We start from the raw sequence: 17,807 nt of genomic DNA, 5'->3' as shown, positions 1-17,807 counted from the left end.
CGGTCTGTCAGCCCTTCGATCCACGGTTGCGGCGGCCGCCCCAGCGGGCGGACGGCAGGGTCTTGCCGATGACGACGTTGCGCGCGGGCGCGGGTCCCTCCTCCGCCCGCCCCTTGCGGCCGATCGCCCGCCGGACGCCGTAGCCGAACGCGGCCACCTTGACCAGCGGTCCGCCGAAGGCGGTGGAGACGGTCGAGGAGAGCGCGGAGGCGTTGGAGGTGACCTCCTGGACGTCGGAGGCGATCGAGTCCACCCGGGCGAGCTGGGTGTTGGCCTCGCGCACGGTCGCGGACGCCTCGCTCAGCAGCGGCACCGCCTGCTCGGTGACCTCCGCCACCAGCCTGGTGGCCGCCTTGAGCGTCTGGGCCAGCCTCACCAGCGCCAGCGCCAGGAAGGACACCAGGATCGCCCAGAAGACGGCCACGAGGATCCCGGCCACCTCTCCACCGGACACGTCGCACCGCTCCCTGTCGCCGCTCGTCGTCGTTGTCTCGTTTTGGTCGTGCTCTCGGCGCGCCGACGTGTCGTGATGACGCGTCGTTCGGCGTCGTCCGCCGCCCGCCGCTCTCGGGCGGTATCCGGGTGCGGGCGGCAGGTATCGACCTTATCGCGCCGCGGACGCGCACCCGAAACGCATAACGGCCGCCGGGCGCCCGGTCCGGACCCGCCATCGGACAAGCCCGCGGGTTCCCCGTCGACCGGTGTCGAGGGGGAACCCGCGGGCTTGGGTGCGTACGGTCCGCTCCGCCGGATCAGCGGGCGTAGTACTCGACGACGAGCTGCTCGTCGCAGATCACCGGGATCTCCTTGCGGTTGGGGTCCCGGTCCAGGCGGAAGGCGAGCGCCTTCAGGTTGACCTGGAGGTAGCGCGGGGTCTCGCCGTCGGGGGCGTAGCCACCCTCGCGCGCCACCTGGAAGGGGACCTTCTCGCGGCTGCGCTCGCGGACCATCACCACGTCGTCCGGGCGGACCCGGAAGGACGGCTTGTCGACCTTGCGGCCGTTGACCTCGATGTGGCCGTGGGTGACCATCTGGCGGGACTGGTAGATGGTGCGGGCGATGCCCGACCGCAGAACGAGCGCGTCCAGACGGCGCTCGAGCTCGATGACCAGCGACTCGCCCGTCTTGCCTCCGGCCTTACGGGCGCGGTCGTAGGCGCGGACCATCTGGCGCTCGCTGATGTCGTACTGGGCGCGCAGCCGCTGCTTCTCCAGCAACCGGACCTTGTAGTCACTGGTCTGCTTGCGGCCACGGCCGTGCTCACCCGGCGGGTAGGGGCGTGCCTCGAAGTACTTGACGGCCTTCGGGGTCAGAGCGATGCCGAGCGCCCGCGACTTCTTGACCTTGGGACGCGACTGGTTCACGGGGAACGAACCTCCATGTAAGTTAGGTGAGCCTTACCTTAGCCGAGGAGAACGCATGTTTCGACCTGGGATCCCCCTGCCCAGCACTGGTCAGAGCCCCGAGGAGGGTCAGCCGCGTCCCATGGAAAGCACCCTGCGGCCCACACCGGCAGAGCGCGTACGTACTCTCGTTGAATCCAAGGCTACGGCTTCGTTGACGATTCCCGGAATCGAGGCCCTGGACGACCTGGGGGTGGACGGTCCCGCCGCCCGTACGGTCGCCCCGGACGGGGACGTGCTGTTGCTGATGCCCAGCGCCTCCCCCGCCGCCCGCGCCGCCGCCCACGCCCAGGACGACGAGCTGACCTGCGTGATGGAGATCACCGACGTCGCCCCCGTCGCGATGCCCCACCGGATCCGCGGCCGCGCCTGGGTGGCCGGCTGGCTCACCCCCGTCCCCTGCGGCGAGCGCACCCGCACCGCGGCGGCGCTGCTGGCCGAGCGGCATCCGGTGGGCGAGCTGCTCGGCCTCGATCAGGCGCCGCGGCCGCCGCGGCGCGGTGGGCCGGCCACCGGGGTGGGGCCCGCCGGGAGAGCCGCCTGGGCGCTGCTGCGGCTGGAGGTCGGCGAGGCGTGCGTGGACGACCTGTGGGGCGCGGACGGCGTCGAGCCGGACGACTTCGCCTCGGCCGACCCCGATCCGCTGGTCCGGCACGAGGCCGATCTGCTCCAGCATCTGCACGCCGCCCACAGTGAGCAGGTGCGCGGGCTGTGCGCGCTGCTCGGCGACCGCTCCGGCCTGGTCTGCACCCGGGGCCCGGCCACCCCGGTGGCGCTGGACCGCTTCGGTCTGCGGGTGCGCTTCACGGACGAGGCGGACCGGCCGTTCGACGCGCGCTTCGACTTTCCCGAGCCGGTGCGGAACGTGTCCGAGCTGCGATACGCGATGCACTCCCTGTTCGACGCGGCGACGGGCTGAGGACGTCCGCCATGACGACGCGGGGGCCCGTACGACGAGGGCGGGGCCCGGCCGCTACGTGGCCGGGGCCTGGCCGTCGGCGGACGGCGGCGGGTCGCCGCGCAGCCGTGCCCGCACCCGCTCCACCACATCCGCGTACCGCGCCTCGGCCCCGTACCGCGTGGGCTCGTAGTACCGCTTGCCGTGGATCTCGTCCGGTGCGTACTGCTGCGCCGCGATGCCGCCCGGCAGATCGTGCGGATAGAGATAGCCCTGCGCGTGGCCCAGCTTCTTGGCTCCCTGGTAGTGGCCGTCGCGCAGATGCGGCGGCACCGGCCCGGCCAGGCCCGCCCGCACATCGGCCAGCGCGGCTCCGATCGCGGTGGTGGCGGCGTTGGACTTGGGCGCGAGCGCCAGGGCGATGGTGGCGTGGCTCAGGGTGAGCGCGGCCTCCGGGAAGCCGATCAGGGCGACCGCCTGCGCCGCGGCCACGGCGGTGGGCAGGGCGGTGGGATCGGCCAGGCCGATGTCCTCGCTCGCCGAGATCATCAGCCGGCGGGCGATGAACCGCGGGTCCTCCCCCGCCTCGATCATCCGCGCCAGATAGTGCAGCGCCGCGTCCACGTCCGAGCCGCGGATGGACTTGATGAGGGCGCTGGCCACGTCGTAGTGCTGGTCCCCGGCGCGGTCGTACTTCACCGCGGCCCGGTCGACCGCCTCCTCCAGCGAGGTGAGCGTGACCTCGGACTCGCCCTTGTCGAGGGCCGCCCCGGCGCCCGCCTCCAGCGCGGTGAGCGCCCGCCGGGCGTCGCCGCCCGCTATCCGCAGCAGATGCGCCTCGGCGTCCTCGGGGAGGGTGACCGCCCCGCCGAGCCCGCGCTCGTCGGTGAGCGCGCGCCGCAGCAGCCCGCGCAGATCGTCGTCGGTCAGCGGCTCGAGGGTGAGCAGCAGCGAGCGGGAGAGCAGCGGGGAGATCACGGAGAAGTACGGATTCTCGGTGGTGGCCGCGATCAGCGTCACCCAGCGGTTCTCCACGGCGGGCAGCAGCGAGTCCTGCTGGGCCTTGCTGAAGCGGTGGATCTCGTCCAGGAAGAGCACGGTGTCCCGCCCGTACGCCCCGGAGGAGCGGCGCGCGCCGTCGATGACGGCCCGGACCTCCTTGACCCCCGCAGTGATTGCCGACAGCTCGACGAAGCGCTTCTGGGTGGCCTGGCTGACCACATACGCCAGCGTCGTCTTGCCGATGCCCGGCGGGCCCCAGAGGATCACCGACGACGGCCCGGCCGGACCCCCACCGCCCTCGCCCACGAGCCGCCGCAGCGGGGATCCCGGGCGCAGCAGATGCTGCTGGCCCACGACCTCGTCGAGGGTGCGCGGACGCATCCGCACGGCCAGCGGACTGCTGGCCGGATCCTTCTCCTGGCGGTCCTCTGCGGCGGCGGTGAACAGGTCTGGCTCCACCCGGGAAGCCTATGCCAAGCCACCGACAACGCCGCCGCGCGCAGGGTCCGGAGGATGCGGGCTCAGCCCTGGGCGCCCGTCCAGAAATCCCACCAGCGGGTCAGGATCAGCATGCCGATGACGCCGATCCACACCACCGGGACCACCCAGTGGAACTCCATGAGCCCGCGCCGCAGCCCGTCCGGCGCGGGGAGGTAGCCGTGCTTGAGGTTGTGGCCGGTGACGTAGCAGAACATCACGATGGTGGCGACCCAGGCGAGGCAGCACCACAGGCACAGCGAGCCGATGACGTACAGCGACTCGTACTGGAGCCAGGTCACGAAGCCGACGCCGAAGAGGGTGCCCGCGTTGAAGGTCAGCCAGTACCAGCGCGGGAAGCGCGCCCCGGTCAGCAGCGACATGCCCACGCAGATCACGATGGCGTAGGCGACGAGGCCGAGCATCGGGTTCGGGAAGCCGAACGCCTGCGCCTGGTCGCTCTCCATGATGTTGCCGCAGGAGACGACGGGGTTGAGGCTGCAACCGGGCGTGAAGACCTTACCGTCGGCCTTGTACTCGAGGATCTTGTTCTTGTCGATCGTGATGACCCAGGCGGCCAGCAGTCCCAGCGCCCCGGTGATCACGAGCAGAAGGGCGAAGGCACGACTGCCTCCCGTCCCGGCCCGCGCGCCCTCCCGCGCCTCGCCGGACTCCACGTCGTCCATCACTGTCGTCGCCATACTCGCCGTCCGTCGCTCTCCGCCGTCTCCAGCCCCGTCGGGCACGGCCATTGTGCCGCACCCGCTGTCGCCGTAAGGCGCGCTTATCACGGTCATGCCATGGTGCCCTGTCCCCCGTTCGGCGGACATAAGACGGGCTTCCCGGCCGTCCCCGGGACCGTCGGAACCGGGACCCGGACGAGGTCACGGTCCTGGGCCGGGATCCCGCCTCCGGGGGCGCGAATGGCGGTCCCGGATCGGCGTCGTTTGGCAGGATGAATCCGCCCCGCCGAGTTGACGGCGCGTGAGGCCGTACGTCATTTCGCCCGCCACTACCCCGGCAGGAAGCGGCGGAAGGGGGCCCAGGGCGTTCCCCGGGCCCCCTTTTAAGGCTCGCTCAGAGCAAGTTTCGAGACTCGCTCAGCCGGGCTTTGATGCTCGCTCAGGCGAGACGCGAGCGGATCGCCTCGACCACCTCGGTCAGCGGGACCGGGGCCTGGTCGCCGGACTCCATGTCCTTCAGCTGGACCACGTTCTCGGCGAGGTCGCGCTCGCCCGCCACGATCGCGTAGCGGGCGCCGCTGCGGTTGGCGGCCTTCATGGCGGCCTTCAGGCCCTTGCCGCCGTACGCGAAGTCCGTGGCGACGCCCGCCGTACGGAGCTCGCAGACCAGGCCGAAGAGGACCTTGCGGGCCTCCTCCCCCAGCGGCACCGCGAAGACGCTGACGGCGGCGGGGAGGTTCAGCTCGACGCCCTCGGCCTCCAGGGCCAGCACCGTACGGTCCACGCCGAGCGCCCAGCCCACCGAGGGCAGGGCCGGGCCGCCGATCATCTCGGACAGGCCGTCGTAGCGGCCGCCGCCGCCGACCGCGGACTGGGAGCCCAGGCCATCGTGGACGAACTCGAAGGTGGTGCGGGTGTAGTAGTCGAGGCCGCGGACCAGCCTCGCGTCGTCCTCGAAGTCCACGCCCCGCGCGGTGATCAGCTCGCGGACCTCCGCGTGGTACGCCTTGCACTCCTCGCACAGGTAGTCACGCAGCAGCGGGGCGTCGGCCAGCTGCGCGCGCACCGCCTCGCGCTTGTCGTCCAGCACCCGCAGCGGGTTGATCTCCACGCGCCGCCGGGTGTCCTCGTCCAGGTCCAGGGCGCGCAGGAAGTCCTGGAGGGCGGCCCGGTAGACGGGGCGGCAGGTGGCGTCGCCCAGCGAGTTCAGCAGGATGCGGAAGTTCCGCAGTCCGAGCGAGCGGTAGGCGTCGTGGGCCAGGACGATCAGCTCGGCGTCCAGGGCCGGGTCCTCGGCGCCGATCGCCTCCGCGCCGACCTGCGAGAAGTGGCGGTAGCGGCCCTTCTGCGGGCGCTCGTAGCGGTAGTACGAGCCCGAGTACCAGAGCTTGACCGGCAGCGATCCGGCCTTGTGGAGATTGGCCTCCAGGGCGGCGCGCAGCACCGAGGCGGTGCCCTCGGGGCGCAGCGCGAGCTCGTCGCCGCCCTTGGTGGTGAGGGTGTACATCTCCTTGGTCACGATGTCGGTGGACTCGCCGACGCCGCGCGCGAAGAGCTCCACGTTCTCGAAACCGGGGGTCTCGATGTAGCCGTAGCCGGAGCGCCTGAGCGGTGCGGCGATCGCCTCGCGCACCGCGAGATAGGTCGCGGAGGCCGGCGGGATCAGGTCGTACGTGCCCCGGGGGGCTTTGAAGGTGCTCAACGGAAGTCTCTCGTCACATTCCTCGTCGCGGAGCCGGGCGCCGGGCGCCGTCTCCCAGGCCGGTGGCCACCTCGCGCAGATACGGGTTGGTGGCGCGCTCACGGCCGATGCTGGTCTGGGGGCCATGGCCGGACAGCACCACGGTCGAGTCGTCGAGCGGCAGGACCACACGGGCCAGCGACTCGAGGATCTCGGCGTGATCGCCGCCGGGCAGATCGGTGCGTCCGATGGAGCCGGCGAAGAGCAGATCGCCCGCGAAGAAGACGGACGGGATGTCCGCCTGCTCGGGCATCTGGAAGGTCACCGACCCCTTGGTATGGCCCGGGGTGTGCGCGACGGTGAGATCCAGGCCGGCCAGCCTCAGCTCGGCGCCGTCGGCCAGCTCCCTGAGGTCGTCCGGCTCGCCCACGGTGAGTTCACCCATCAGCGGCATGCCGATGGAGCGCCCGAACGCCTTCTCGGGGTCGCTCATCATGTAGCGGTCGGCCGGGTGGATCCACGCCGGTACGTCATGCGCGCCGCAGACCGGGACGACCGAGGCGACATGGTCGATGTGGCCGTGGGTGAGGACGACGGCGACGGGCTTGAGCCGGTGCTTGGCGACCGCCTCCGCGACGCCTTGGGCCGCCTGGTGGCCCGGGTCGATGATCACGCACTCCTCACCGGCGGCGGGGGCGACCAGATAGCAGTTGGTCCCCCAGGCCCCGGCGGGGAACCCGGCAATGAGCACGATCGTCCTTAGAAGTCGTCCGGTGAAAGATTGTCGGCGGCTTCAGAGCCTACCGGCGACGCACCGGCCACAGCGAACCCGTATACGGTACGGCCGAGCCCTCGTACACAACAGCAGCACACCGACGGCACACGCCATGAGGAGACGACCCGGTGGTCAGTAACGAGCAGCGGCGGCGGCAACTCGCCCGGGAGAAGTACCTTCGGCAGCAGCAGCGGCGCGAAACCGCCCGGCACAAGTCGCGGCAGCGCAATGTGGTGATCGCCGCCGTGCTGGCCGTGGTCCTGGCCGGTGGCGGTGCCGTCGCGGCCACGGGCGCGCTGTCCGGGAACGACAAGGACAAGAAGAAGGACGACGCCGCCGCCTCCGCCACCCCCTCGGCCGCCCCCACCAGCAAGGCGCCGGACCCCTGCGCCAAGGAGGCGAAGGCGGTCGCGGGCAAGAAGCCCAAGAAGCTGTCGTGGAAGAAGGAGCCGGCGGTCACGATCGACAAGTCGGCCTCCTACACGATGAAGCTGGAGACGACCTGCGGGGACATCTCCGTGGCCATGGACGCGGGCAAGGCGCCGCACACGGTCAACTCCTTCGGCTTCCTGGCGAGCAAGGGCTACTTCGACCACACCAAGTGCCACCGGCTGGTGAACCAGGGGATCTACGTGCTCCAGTGCGGTGACCCGCAGGGCACCGGCGCGGGCGGCCCTGGCTACACCCTCCCGGACGAGAACCTCAAGGACGCCTCGATCAAGGGCGGCAAGTACCCGGCCGGGACCGTCGCCATGGCCAACCAGTACAACCCGCAGACCAAGCAGGGCCGGAACACCGGCGGCAGCCAGTTCTTCCTCGTCTACAAGAAGAGCGACCTCCCGCCGGACTACACGCCCTTCGGCACCGTGGACAAGGCCGGGATGAAGGTCCTGCAGAAGATCGCCAACGCCGGGGCGGCTCCCCCGGACCAGACGATGAACACCGCCCCGAACGCCAGTGTGGTGATCAACAAGGCGACCGTCGGCAAGTCCTGAGGTCGCCGGGCTCGCGTACTGCGAAATTTCGGTCGCGCAGGATACGGACAGCCGGGGCACCGGTCGCCTATGTTGGCGTTGTGTAGGGTGCCTGGCCCGACGGCCGCCACCCTGATATGAGACCGGCCAGGGCGTATCCCGGCCGGAAGAAACTGTGGACGATGCCCGCGGGCCGCGCGCCCGCCCCGGCATCATGTGGAGGAGGCGCTGTGAGCAGCGAGCCTTGGGGCCGCGTCGACGAGGCGGGGACCGTGTACGTGCGTACGGCCGGCGGGGAGCAGGTCGTCGGGTCGTGGCAGGCGGGATCGCCGGAAGAGGCCCTCGCCTACTTCGAGCGCAAGTACGAGGGTCTGGTCGTCGAGATCGGCCTCCTCGAGCGCAGGGTCAAGACCACCGATCTGTCGGCCAAGGACGCGACAGCGGCCATCGAGCACATCCGCCATCAGGTCGACGAGCATCACGTGGTCGGCGATCTGGACGCGCTGAGGAAGCGGCTCGACAAGCTCGCCGGGGAGATCGAGGTCCGCCGCGAGCAGCGCAAGGCGGCCAAGGCGGTCCAGGCCGACGAGGCCCGCAGGGCCAAGGAGGACCTGGTCGCCGAGGCCGAGCAGCTGGCCGCCAGCGAGCAGTGGCGGGCGGCCGGGGAGCGGCTGCGCGCCCTGGTGGACACCTGGAAGGGCCTGCCCCGGCTGGACCGCAAGACCGACGACGAGCTGTGGCACCGCTTCTCGCACGCCCGCTCGGCGTTCTCCAAGCGGCGCAAGGCGCACTTCGCGGCCCTGGACGCACAGCGCGAGGAGGCCCGGCAGACCAAGGAGAAGCTGGTCGCCGAGGCCGAGGCGCTCTCCGGCTCCACCGACTGGGGTCCGACCGCGGCCCGGTACCGGGAGCTGATGTCGGACTGGAAGGCCGCGGGCCGTGCCCAGCGCGAGTCCGAGGAGGACCTGTGGAACCGCTTCCGCGGTGCGCAGGACATCTTCTTCCAGGCCCGTAGCGAGGTCTTCGCGGAGCGTGACGCCGAGCAACGGGAGAATCTCACCCGTAAGGAGGAGCTCGTCGTCGAGGCCGAGAAGCTGCTGCCGATCTCGGACCTGAAGGCGTCCCGCGCGGCCTTCCGGTCGATCAACGAGCGGTGGGAGGCCATCGGCCATGTGCCGAGGGACGCCCGCGCCCGTATCGAGGGCCGGATGCACGCGGTGGAGCGCGCCATCCAGGACGCCGAGGACACGGAGTGGCGGCGGACCAACCCCGAGGCGCGGGCGCGCGCCGCGGGGCTCACCGGCCAGCTGCAGGACGCCGTCGACAAACTGCGGTCCCAGATCGACGCGGCCCGCGCGGCGGGGAACAACGCGAAGGCCGACAAGCTCTCCAAGGAGCTCGAGGGCCGGCAGGCGCTGCTGGACCAGGCGCTGAAGGGCCTCCAGGAGTTCGGCGGCTGAGCGCGCGCTGATCCGCGTACGGCGGCGGCCCCGGTGTGAAGGCACCGGGGCCGCCGCCGTCGTGTGTGCTCCGTGAGGGCCCGCTCTCAGCGGGCGCGGGCCGAGGTGACCCGGTAGACGTCGTAGACGCCCTCCACGCCGCGTACGGCCTTCAGGACGTGGCCCAGGTGCTTGGGGTCGCCCATCTCGAAGGTGAAGCGCGAGGTGGCCACCCGGTCGCGGGAGGTCTGCACGGCCGCGGAGAGGATGTTGACGTGCTGGTCGGACAGTACGCGGGTGACGTCCGACAGCAGCCGGGACCGGTCCAGCGCCTCGACCTGGATGGCCACCAGGAAGACCGACGACTGGGTGGGCGCCCATTCGACGTCGAGGATGCGCTCGGGCTGCTGGGAGAGCGAGTCCACGTTGACGCAGTCGGCACGGTGCACCGAGACGCCGCTGCCACGGGTGACGAAGCCGATGATGGGGTCGCCGGGCACCGGCGTACAGCAGCGGGCCAGCTTGACCCACACATCCTCGACGCCCTTGACCACCACGCCCGGATCGGCGCTGGAGCGGCGCTTGGTGCGGCGGATGGGCGGGGCGGTCTCGGCGATGTCCTCGTTGGCGGCCTCCTCGCCGCCGAGCGCCTGGACGAGCTTCTGCACCACGTTCTGCGCGGAGACATGGCCCTCGCCGATCGCCGCGTAGAGCGCGGAGATGTCGGGGTAGCGCATCTCATGGGCGAGGGTGACCAGCGAGTCGCCGGTCAGGATCCGCTGGATGGGCAGGTTCTGCTTGCGCATCGCCCGGACGATCGCGTCCTTGCCCTGTTCGATGGCCTCGTCGCGGCGCTCCTTGGAGAACCAGGCGCGGATCTTGTTACGGGCGCGCGGCGACTTGACGAAGCCCAGCCAGTCGCGGGACGGCCCGGCGCCCGCGGCCTTGGAGGTGAAGACCTCCACCAGGTCGCCGTTGTCCAGGGTGGACTCCAGCGGCACCAGCCGCCCGTTGACCCGGGCGCCGATCGTACGGTGGCCGACCTCGGTGTGCACGGCGTAGGCGAAGTCGACCGGGGTGGCCCCGGCCGGAAGCGCTATGACGTCGCCCTTGGGCGTGAAGACGAAGACCTCGTTGCGGGACAGGTCGAAGCGCAGGGACTCCAGGAACTCGCCCGGGTCCTCGGTCTCCTTCTGCCAGTCCAGGAGCTGCCGCAGCCACGCCATGTCGTTTATGGCGTCGTCCTTGCCCGCCTTACGGGGCACATCGGTGCGCACCTTGGAGGCGCCGGCCACCGCCTCCTGCTTGTACTTCCAGTGCGCGGCGATGCCGTACTCGGCGCGGCGGTGCATGTCGAAGGTGCGGATCTGCAGCTCGACCGGCTTGCCGCTGGGCCCGATGACCGTCGTGTGCAGCGACTGGTACATGTTGAACTTGGGCATCGCGATGTAGTCCTTGAACCGCCCCGGCACCGGGTTCCACCGCGCGTGGATGGTCCCGAGCGCCGCGTAGCAGTCGCGGACGGTGTCGACGAGGACGCGGATGCCCACCAGGTCGTAGATCTCGGCGAAGTCGCGGCCGCGCACGATCATCTTCTGGTAGACGGAGTAGTAGTGCTTCGGCCGGCCGGTGACGGTCGCCTTGATCCGCGCCGCCCGCAGATCGCCCTGGACCTGGTCGGTGACGACGGCCAGGTACTCGTCGCGCTTGGGGGCCCGCTCGGCGACCAGCCGCACGATCTCGTCGTACATCTTGGGGTAGAGGATCGCGAAGGCGAGGTCCTCCAGCTCCCATTTGATCGTGTTCATGCCCAGGCGGTGGGCGAGCGGGGCGTAGATCTCGAGGGTCTCGCGGGCCTTCTTCTCCTGCTTCTCCCGCTTGAGATAGCGCATGGTGCGCATGTTGTGCAGCCGGTCGGCCAGCTTGATCACCAGCACCCGGGGGTCCCGGGCCATGGCGACGACCATCTTGCGCACGGTCTCGGCCTGGGCCGCCTCGCCGAACTTGACCTTGTCCAGCTTGGTGACGCCGTCGACGAGCAGGGCGACCTGGTCGCCGAAGTCGCGGCGCAGGGTGTCCAGGCCGTACTCGGTGTCCTCGACGGTGTCATGCAGCAGCCCGGCCATCAAAGTGGCCGGATCCATACCCAGCTCGGCCAGGATCGTGGTCACCGCGAGGGGGTGGGTGATGTACGGATCGCCGCTCTTGCGCTTCTGGCCGCGGTGCCAGCGCTCGGCCACCTGGTACGCGCGCTCGATCTGGCGCAGCGTCGCGGCCTCCGCCTTGGGGTCGTTGCCGCGCACGATGCGCAGCAGCGGCTCCAGCACCGGGTTGTACGGGCTGGAGCGCTGGACGCCGAGGCGCGCCAGCCGGGCCCGGACGCGGTTGGACGAGCCCGAACGGGGCGCGGGGCTCTGTGCGGGGCGCGCGGGGGGCGTGGTGGCGGGCAGGCTGTTGCCGCGGCCCGCGGCGGGCTTCGGGCTGGTCTGCTCGGGGCCGCGCCGGACCGCGCCGTCACCGCTGTTCCTGGGCACGCCTGGGGCCGCCGTCGGCTCGGCGGCGGTGGGCGCGTCCGGCTGTGCGGAGGGGTTTCCGCCCGGACGGACTTTGGGCGAGAGCGGCTGGGCCTCGTCTGGCAAGAGCACTCCTAGCGGTCCGGACCCGAAAAGGTCGGGCTGCCATGGTATCGATCCCGCCACTCCGCTTGCCTCCCGACCGCCAAGCCGGGCATGACGGGGGCGTGGGGCGGCATGGCGGAGGGCGGGGACCGGCGGTGCGCGTCCCCGCCCTCCGGCGGTCCTCCCGGCCCGGTGTACGGGCCCGTAAGCCCGGCTCAGACCGTGATCAGGGCCTCCAGCGGGGCGCTGTCGAGGGAGCCCAGCAGCCGGTCACGGCCGGCGAGGAAGCCGAGCTCCAGCAGCACGGCGAGCCCGGCGATCTGGGCGCCGGCCCGCCGGATGAGCCGCAGGGACGCCTCGGCGGTGCCGCCGGTGGCCAGCACGTCGTCGATCACCAGCACCCGGTCGCCGGGCTCCAGCGCGTCGGCGTGTATCTCGATCTCGGCCGTGCCGTACTCCAGCTCGTACACCTGGGCGAGCGTCGCCCCGGGGAGCTTGCCGGCCTTGCGGACCGGTACGAAGCCGATTCCGGCGCGGACGGCGGCCGGGGCGGCGAGGATGAAGCCGCGCGCCTCCAGGCCCACCACCTTGTCCGCCCGGTGCCGGAGGCACAGCTCGGCGAGTGCCTCGGTGAGCGCGCCGAAGGCCGCGGCGTCGGCGAGCAGCGGGGTGATGTCCTTGAACATCACGCCGGGCTTGGGGTAGTCCGGCACGTCCTGGATGCGGCTGAGCAGCAGCGTGCGCAGCTCCTCGGCGGAGGCTCCGCCGAATCCGTCCGGGCTGCCCGCCGTGGTCCCCGTCGTCTCGGTCATCTCTCAGGCCGCCCCGCTCATCGCCGCTTGCCCGACGGCCGGCCGCGCCCCCGGTTGCGGGAAGGCTGACGGCGCTGGCCGACCACTCCGGCGGGGGCCGCGGCGGCGTCCTCCAGGGCGGGCGCGTCGTCCTCCTCGGAGGCCGAGTCGGCCGACTCGGCCTTGGCGGCCGCGGCACGCTTGGCCTTCACCCGCTTGGCCAGGGACTTCATCCTCGGGTCGCGCTCCTTCAGATCGGCGACCAGCGGGGTCGCGATGAAGATCGAGGAGTACGCACCGGCGGCGAGACCGACGAAGAGCGCCAGGGAGATGTCGTTGAGCATGCCCGCGCCGAGCAGACCGCCGCCGATGAACAGCAGCGCGCCGACCGGCAGCAGCGCCACGATCGTGGTGTTGATGGACCGCACCAGGGTCGAGTTGAGGCTGCGGTTGGCGATCTCGCGGTAGGTGAAGCGGGTCTGCTTGGTGATGTCCTTGGACGCTTCCTTGAGACCGTCGAAGACCACGACGGTGTCGTAGAGCGAATAACCGAGGATCGTCAGCAGACCGATCACGGTGCCCGGGGTGACCTCGAAGCCGACCAGCGCGTAGACACCGACCGTGATGGTGAGGTCGTGGATCAGGGCGATCAGGGCGGCCAGCGCCATCCGCCACTCGAAGGCGATGGCGAGATAGATCACCACCAGCACCATGAAGATCGCCAGACCCTGCCAGGCCTTGCTGGCGATCTGCTCGCCCCAGCTCGGGCCGACCAGCTGGGTGTCGATCTTGCTGGTCTTGACGCCCAGCTCCTTGGCGAGCTGCTCCTGGACCGGCAGCGCCTCCTTGGTGCCCAGCTCGCTGATCTGGATCCGCAGCCCGCCGCGGCCGAGCTCCTGGACGACTACGGTGTGGCCGCCGGAGGCGTCCTCGGCCGCCTGGCGCACATCGGTGCTGGAGACCTTGGTGTTGGGGGTCGTGAAGACCGCGCCGCCGGAGAACTCGATGCCCATGTTCAGACCGCGCACCGCCAGGCCCACGATGGCCGTGATGGTGATCAGTATCGAGATGCCGTACCAGATCTTCCGCTTGCCGACGAAGTCGTAACCGACCTCGCCTCGGTAGAGCCTGGCGCCGAGAGTGCCGAGTCGCGACATCTCACGCCTCCTTCGTGTCGGCGGGGCCGGGGGCGGCGGAACGGCGGCGGCGCAGCGGCGGCGTGGCCCCGAGGCGCTTGGGGTCAAGGCCGGACCACGAGTGGCCGTTCCCGAAGAACGGACGGCGGGCGAGGATCGTCATCAGCGGCTTGGTGAAGAGGAACACCACGGCGATGTCGAGCAGCGTGGTCAGGCCCAGGGTGAAGGCGAAGCCCTGCACCTTGCCGACGGTGACGATGTAGAGCACCGCGGCGGCCAGGAAGGACACGAAGTCGGACACCAGGATGGTGCGCCGGGCCCGCGGCCAGCCGCGCTCGACGGCGGGGCGCAGCGAGCGGCCCTCCCGGATCTCGTCGCGGATCCGTTCGAAGTAGACGATGAACGAGTCGGCGGTGATACCGATGGCCACGATCGCGCCACAGACCGCCGGGAGGTTCAGCGCGAAGCCGATGCCCGGACCGAGCAGCACCATGATCGTGTACGTCAGGATCGCGGAGACGCCGAGGCTGGCCATGGCCACGAGGGCGAGACCGCGGTAGTAGACCACCAGGTAGATCACGACGAGCGCGAGGCCGATGGCACCGGCGATCAGACCGGCGTCCAGCTGCTCACCGCCGAGCGCGGCGGAGACGGTGGTCTCGTCGGCGATGTCGAAGGACAGCGGGAGCGCGCCGAAGGACAGCACGTTGGCCAGATCCTCGGAGCTCTGCTGGGTGAAGCCGCCGGAGATGGTCGCCCGGCCGCCGGTGATGGCGCCCTGGGTGACCTCGGGGTCGGAGACGACCTCGCCGTCCAGGGCGATCGCGAAGCGGTTCTGCGGGGACTGCTGCTTGGTCAGCTCGCCGGTGGTCTTGGCGAACTTCTTGGAGCCCTTGCTGTTGAAGTCGAGCTGGACGATCCAGCCCGCCCCGTTCTGGCTCTCGAAGACCGCCGAGGCGTCGTCCACGTCGGTGCCCTCGACCTCGGAGGGGCCGAGGACGAACTTGGCGTCGCCCTTCTGGCTGCAGGCCAGCACCGAGTCGGTCGGCTTGGCGTTGGCCGCCTTCTCGGCCGCCGCGGCGCGTCCGGCCGGCTTGGTGCAGTCCAGCTTCGCGAACTGCTTGGCCAGCTCTTCCTGGTCGCTGGAGCCCGAGGGGCTCTTGGACGGGTCGGGCTTCGGGGTCTTCGACGGCGAGGGGCTCCCGCTGGGCTTCTCGTCGGCCTTCAGGCCCTTGGAGAGGGCCCGCCCCTGGGTGCTGGGGCTGGCGGATGAGGATGAGGAGGCCGATGAGGAGGCCGACGGCTTGCCGCCCTTGTCGTCACCCTTGTCCTGGCCCTTGCCGCTGGCGCTGGCCGACGGGCTGGGGGTGGACTTGGGCTTCTCGGGGGTCTTCTGGCCGCTGGTGGTCGTGACCACCGGCCGGAAGTAGAGCTGGGCGGTGGTGCCGACCTGCTGCCGGGCCTGCTTCGCGTTCGTCCCCTTGGGGATGTTCACGATGATGTGCTTCTCACCCTGCGTCTGGACCTCGGCCTCGGACACACCCAGACCGTTGACCCGTCGCTCGATGATCCCCACGGCGGTGTTCATGTTGTCCGTGTTGATCGCGTTGGGCTTGCCCGGTTGGTTCTTGGCCTCCAGCGTGAAGCTGGTGCCGCCCGCGAGATCGATGCCCAGTCGCGGCGTGGTGTGACCGGAGACGAACATGCCTCCGGTCAGCGCCGCGATGGCGATCAGGATGACGGCCAAGGGGCGCCCTGGCCTGCCCTGTGACCCGGAGGACCTGCGGCCCTTCTTCGGTGCTGCCACCTTCTCGTATCTCCCTGTCCAACCGCCCCGCATCGGGTGTGCGCGGGGCGGCCACGAAGTCTTGTGGGGACAAGCCCCCGCCGGAGCCTAGACCGTCCAGGGAACCGCGGCGCACCGATCGAGGGCGCGCCGCGGTTCCCGGATGACGGACTTACTTCGCGTCGGTGCCGCCGTCCCGCTTGTCGTCCTCGGAGGTGCCCGCCGCGGCGGCGGCGTCGTCCTTGCCGAGGTCGATCTTCTTGACGTCCGTCTTCCCGGCCTCGTCGTCCGCCTCGCCGGCCGCGTCGGCCTTCTCGACCGCGGTGTCGTCGGCAGCGTCGGCCTTGTCGGCCTTGCCGGCCTTGTCGGCGGACGAGCCGGCGTCGGCGACCTCGGTCAGCGAGGAGGCGTCATCGGGAACGACAGGGGTGTCGGCGGCGTCCTCGTCGGGGTCGATGCCGTGCACCACGCGGTTGTACTCGTCGTCCGGCAGGACGGCTCCCACCGCGTTCTTCGCGTAGATCGCGTGCACGCCGGGGGCCACCTCGAGGAGGACCGTGTCGTCGTGGACCTCCTTGACCGTCGCGTACATGCCGCCGATGGTCCGCACGCCGGAACCCGGCTGCATGTCATTGCGCATCGACTGGGCCTGGCGCTGCTTGTTCTTGGCCGAACGCGTCATCAGGAACATGGCCCCGATAAGCACGATGAACGGCAGGAGAGTCACGATATTCACGGGACGGAAATTCCTTCGCACGACCGCGGGGAGCGGCCTGGTCTACGGGGATGGGTATACCGCACAGTGAGCGGACGGCATACGGACGGCATCGGCGGAGTCTAAGCGAGCCCACGCCAATGGAACAACGCCCGGCGCGGTACCGGGGTTCCTGACCCCGCCATTATTGGTCCTCTACGCCATGATGCAGGGTAAGCGAGCGCTTATGCCTTGCCGCGGCCCGTCCGGCCCGTCATGGCGCCTCACACACCATCCTGCCGCGTCCCCGGCTCCTCATGTCCCGAAGAGGCCCGCCTGACCACCGGCGGCGGTCTGCGGCGGAGGGGTGAGCCCCATATGCGCCCAGGCCGCCGGGGTGCCGATCCGCCCCCGGGGGGTACGGGCCAGCAGCCCCTCCCGGACCAGGAAGGGCTCGGCGACCTCCTCGACCGTCTCACGCTCCTCCCCCACCGCGACCGCCAGGGTCGACAGGCCCACCGGCCCGCCGCCGAACAGCTTGAGCAGGGCGCTGAGCACCGCCCGGTCCAGCCGGTCCAGACCGCGCTCGTCCACGTCGTAGACGGCCAGGGCGCTGGCGGCGATGTCGCGGTTGATCACGCCGTCCGCCTTGACCTGGGCGTAGTCGCGCACCCGGCGCAGCAGACGGTTGGAGATCCGGGGGGTGCCGCGGGAGCGGCCCGCGATCTCGGACGCGCCCTCCGGGTCGATGGTCACGTCGAGCAGCCCGGCGGAGCGGTGGACGACCCGCTCCAGCTCGGCCGGGGCGTAGAACTCCATATGGCCGGTGAAGCCGAAGCGGTCGCGCAGCGGGGGCGGCAGCAGCCCGGCCCGGGTGGTGGCGCCGACCAGTGTGAACGGCGGCAGCTCCAGCGGAATGGCGGTGGCCCCGGGGCCCTTGCCGACGATGACGTCGACCCGGAAGTCCTCCATCGCCATGTAGAGCATCTCCTCGGCGGGCCGGGACATCCGGTGGATCTCGTCGAGGAAGAGCACCTCGCCCTCGGTGAGGGAGGAGAGGATCGCGGCCAGATCACCGGCGTGCTGGATGGCGGGGCCGGAGGTGATCCGGATCGGGGCGCCCATCTCGGCGGCGATGATCATGGAGAGAGTGGTCTTGCCCAGTCCGGGCGCGCCGGAGAGCAGCACATGGTCGGCGGTGCCGCCGCGCTGCCGGGCCGCCTTGAGCACCAGGTCCAGCTGCTCGCGGACCCGCTCCTGCCCGACGAACTCGCCGAGGTCCTTGGGGCGCAGCGCGGCCTCCACCGCCTGGTCGTCGCCGTCCGCGTCGGCGCCCACCAGCCTGCCGCCCGCGCCGGACGGGGCGTCGTCGGCGGTGGCCGGTGGGGTCTCGTCCCAGTTCACTGCGTTTCGCCTCGCGATGTCGTCTTCGGTGGTGCCGCCGGTCGCG

At 71.0% G+C, this 17,807-nt stretch carries 15 protein-coding genes and 1 pseudogene; 4 read left to right on the top strand and 12 right to left on the bottom strand.

Going from position 1 to position 17,807, the window contains the following annotated elements; genetic code table 11:
- Positions 1 to 7 precede the first annotated feature (7 nt).
- Both J2Z30_RS37500 and rpsD read right to left on the bottom strand, forming a co-directional pair.
- The gene (locus J2Z30_RS37500) at positions 8 to 454 is read right to left on the bottom strand and encodes a DUF948 domain-containing protein (protein WP_078956522.1); all 447 of its coding nucleotides are present in this window, start codon (positions 452 to 454) and stop codon (positions 8 to 10) included.
- A gap of 298 nt (positions 455 to 752) precedes the next feature.
- Positions 753 to 1,364: a 30S ribosomal protein S4 gene (gene rpsD, locus J2Z30_RS37495; protein ID WP_044568552.1), complete on the bottom strand. Its 612-nt coding sequence runs from the start codon at positions 1,362 to 1,364 to the stop codon at positions 753 to 755.
- A gap of 193 nt (positions 1,365 to 1,557) precedes the next feature.
- Between rpsD and J2Z30_RS37490 the strand changes: the two genes are divergently transcribed.
- Entirely contained in the window at positions 1,558 to 2,322 is a 765-nt protein-coding gene (locus J2Z30_RS37490; RefSeq protein ID WP_044568554.1) for a DUF2470 domain-containing protein, read from the top strand.
- Positions 2,323 to 2,376: 54 nt separating this feature from the next.
- On the opposite strand, the gene J2Z30_RS37485 is transcribed toward J2Z30_RS37490, so the two are convergent.
- Together J2Z30_RS37485 and J2Z30_RS37480 are read right to left on the bottom strand one after the other, a co-directional pair.
- A complete protein-coding gene (locus J2Z30_RS37485) occupies positions 2,377 to 3,762 on the bottom strand; it encodes a replication-associated recombination protein A (RefSeq protein WP_044568555.1) in 1,386 nt (461 codons plus the stop codon).
- 62 nt (positions 3,763 to 3,824) lie between these two features.
- Complete coding sequence (locus tag J2Z30_RS37480) at positions 3,825 to 4,466, bottom strand: vitamin K epoxide reductase family protein (RefSeq protein ID WP_044568556.1); 642 nt, start codon at positions 4,464 to 4,466, stop codon at positions 3,825 to 3,827.
- Between the two features lie 176 nt (positions 4,467 to 4,642).
- On the opposite strand from J2Z30_RS37480, the pseudogene J2Z30_RS50210 reads away from it, so the two are divergent.
- Positions 4,643 to 4,799, top strand: a pseudogene (locus J2Z30_RS50210) (ABC transporter ATP-binding protein); the annotation flags it as partial.
- A 103-nt stretch (positions 4,800 to 4,902) separates the two neighbouring features.
- Here the strand turns inward: J2Z30_RS50210 and hisS are convergent.
- The gene (gene hisS / locus J2Z30_RS37475) at positions 4,903 to 6,165 is read right to left on the bottom strand and encodes a histidine--tRNA ligase (RefSeq protein ID WP_044568557.1); all 1,263 of its coding nucleotides are present in this window, start codon (positions 6,163 to 6,165) and stop codon (positions 4,903 to 4,905) included.
- 13 nt (positions 6,166 to 6,178) lie between these two features.
- A complete protein-coding gene (locus tag J2Z30_RS37470; RefSeq protein WP_044568558.1) occupies positions 6,179 to 6,895 on the bottom strand; it encodes an MBL fold metallo-hydrolase in 717 nt (238 codons plus the stop codon).
- A 152-nt stretch (positions 6,896 to 7,047) separates the two neighbouring features.
- On the opposite strand from J2Z30_RS37470, the gene J2Z30_RS37465 reads away from it, so the two are divergent.
- On the top strand, positions 7,048 to 7,914 hold the full coding sequence (locus J2Z30_RS37465) for a peptidylprolyl isomerase (RefSeq protein WP_044568560.1): 867 nt from the start codon (positions 7,048 to 7,050) through the stop codon (positions 7,912 to 7,914).
- Positions 7,915 to 8,123: 209 nt separating this feature from the next.
- Entirely contained in the window at positions 8,124 to 9,353 is a 1,230-nt protein-coding gene (locus J2Z30_RS37460; protein WP_044568561.1) for a DUF349 domain-containing protein, read from the top strand.
- Positions 9,354 to 9,439: 86 nt separating this feature from the next.
- On the opposite strand, the gene J2Z30_RS37455 is transcribed toward J2Z30_RS37460, so the two are convergent.
- The 6 genes from J2Z30_RS37455 to ruvB form a co-directional block, all read right to left on the bottom strand.
- Complete coding sequence (locus J2Z30_RS37455) at positions 9,440 to 11,971, bottom strand: RelA/SpoT family protein (RefSeq protein ID WP_044568562.1); 2,532 nt, start codon at positions 11,969 to 11,971, stop codon at positions 9,440 to 9,442.
- 194 nt (positions 11,972 to 12,165) lie between these two features.
- Positions 12,166 to 12,762 (bottom strand): adenine phosphoribosyltransferase, encoded by a 597-nt coding sequence (locus J2Z30_RS37450; RefSeq protein ID WP_209469004.1) that lies wholly within the window; start codon positions 12,760 to 12,762, stop codon positions 12,166 to 12,168.
- Positions 12,763 to 12,779: 17 nt separating this feature from the next.
- Entirely contained in the window at positions 12,780 to 13,898 is a 1,119-nt protein-coding gene (gene secF / locus J2Z30_RS37445) for a protein translocase subunit SecF (RefSeq protein ID WP_044568563.1), read from the bottom strand.
- A gap of 1 nt (position 13,899) precedes the next feature.
- Positions 13,900 to 15,684 (bottom strand): protein translocase subunit SecD, encoded by a 1,785-nt coding sequence (gene secD, locus J2Z30_RS37440; protein ID WP_044568564.1) that lies wholly within the window; start codon positions 15,682 to 15,684, stop codon positions 13,900 to 13,902.
- A gap of 151 nt (positions 15,685 to 15,835) precedes the next feature.
- Complete coding sequence (gene yajC / locus J2Z30_RS37435; protein WP_044568565.1) at positions 15,836 to 16,399, bottom strand: preprotein translocase subunit YajC; 564 nt, start codon at positions 16,397 to 16,399, stop codon at positions 15,836 to 15,838.
- 273 nt (positions 16,400 to 16,672) lie between these two features.
- Positions 16,673 to 17,761, bottom strand: a complete 1,089-nt coding sequence (gene ruvB, locus J2Z30_RS37430) for a Holliday junction branch migration DNA helicase RuvB (protein ID WP_044568566.1) — start codon at positions 17,759 to 17,761, stop codon at positions 16,673 to 16,675.
- Positions 17,762 to 17,807: the final 46 nt, after the last annotated feature.

The organism is Streptomyces iranensis (assembly GCF_017874715.1).
In the GTDB taxonomy this organism is placed as follows: Bacteria; Actinomycetota; Actinomycetes; order Streptomycetales; family Streptomycetaceae; genus Streptomyces; species Streptomyces iranensis.
The sequence above is the reverse complement of the archived record's forward strand: the minus strand, read 5'-3'. Positions and strand labels throughout refer to the sequence as shown.

Bases quoted from the DNA above. Each gene is read 5' to 3' on its own strand.
- J2Z30_RS37480 (WP_044568556.1), bottom strand. From the start codon at position 4,466: ATGGACGACGTGGAGTCCGGCGAGGCGCGGGAGGGCGCGCGGGCCGGG.
- J2Z30_RS37450 (WP_209469004.1), bottom strand. From the start codon at position 12,762: ATGACCGAGACGACGGGGACCACGGCGGGCAGCCCGGACGGATTCGGC.
- secF (WP_044568563.1), bottom strand. From the start codon at position 13,898: ATGTCGCGACTCGGCACTCTCGGCGCCAGGCTCTACCGAGGCGAGGTC.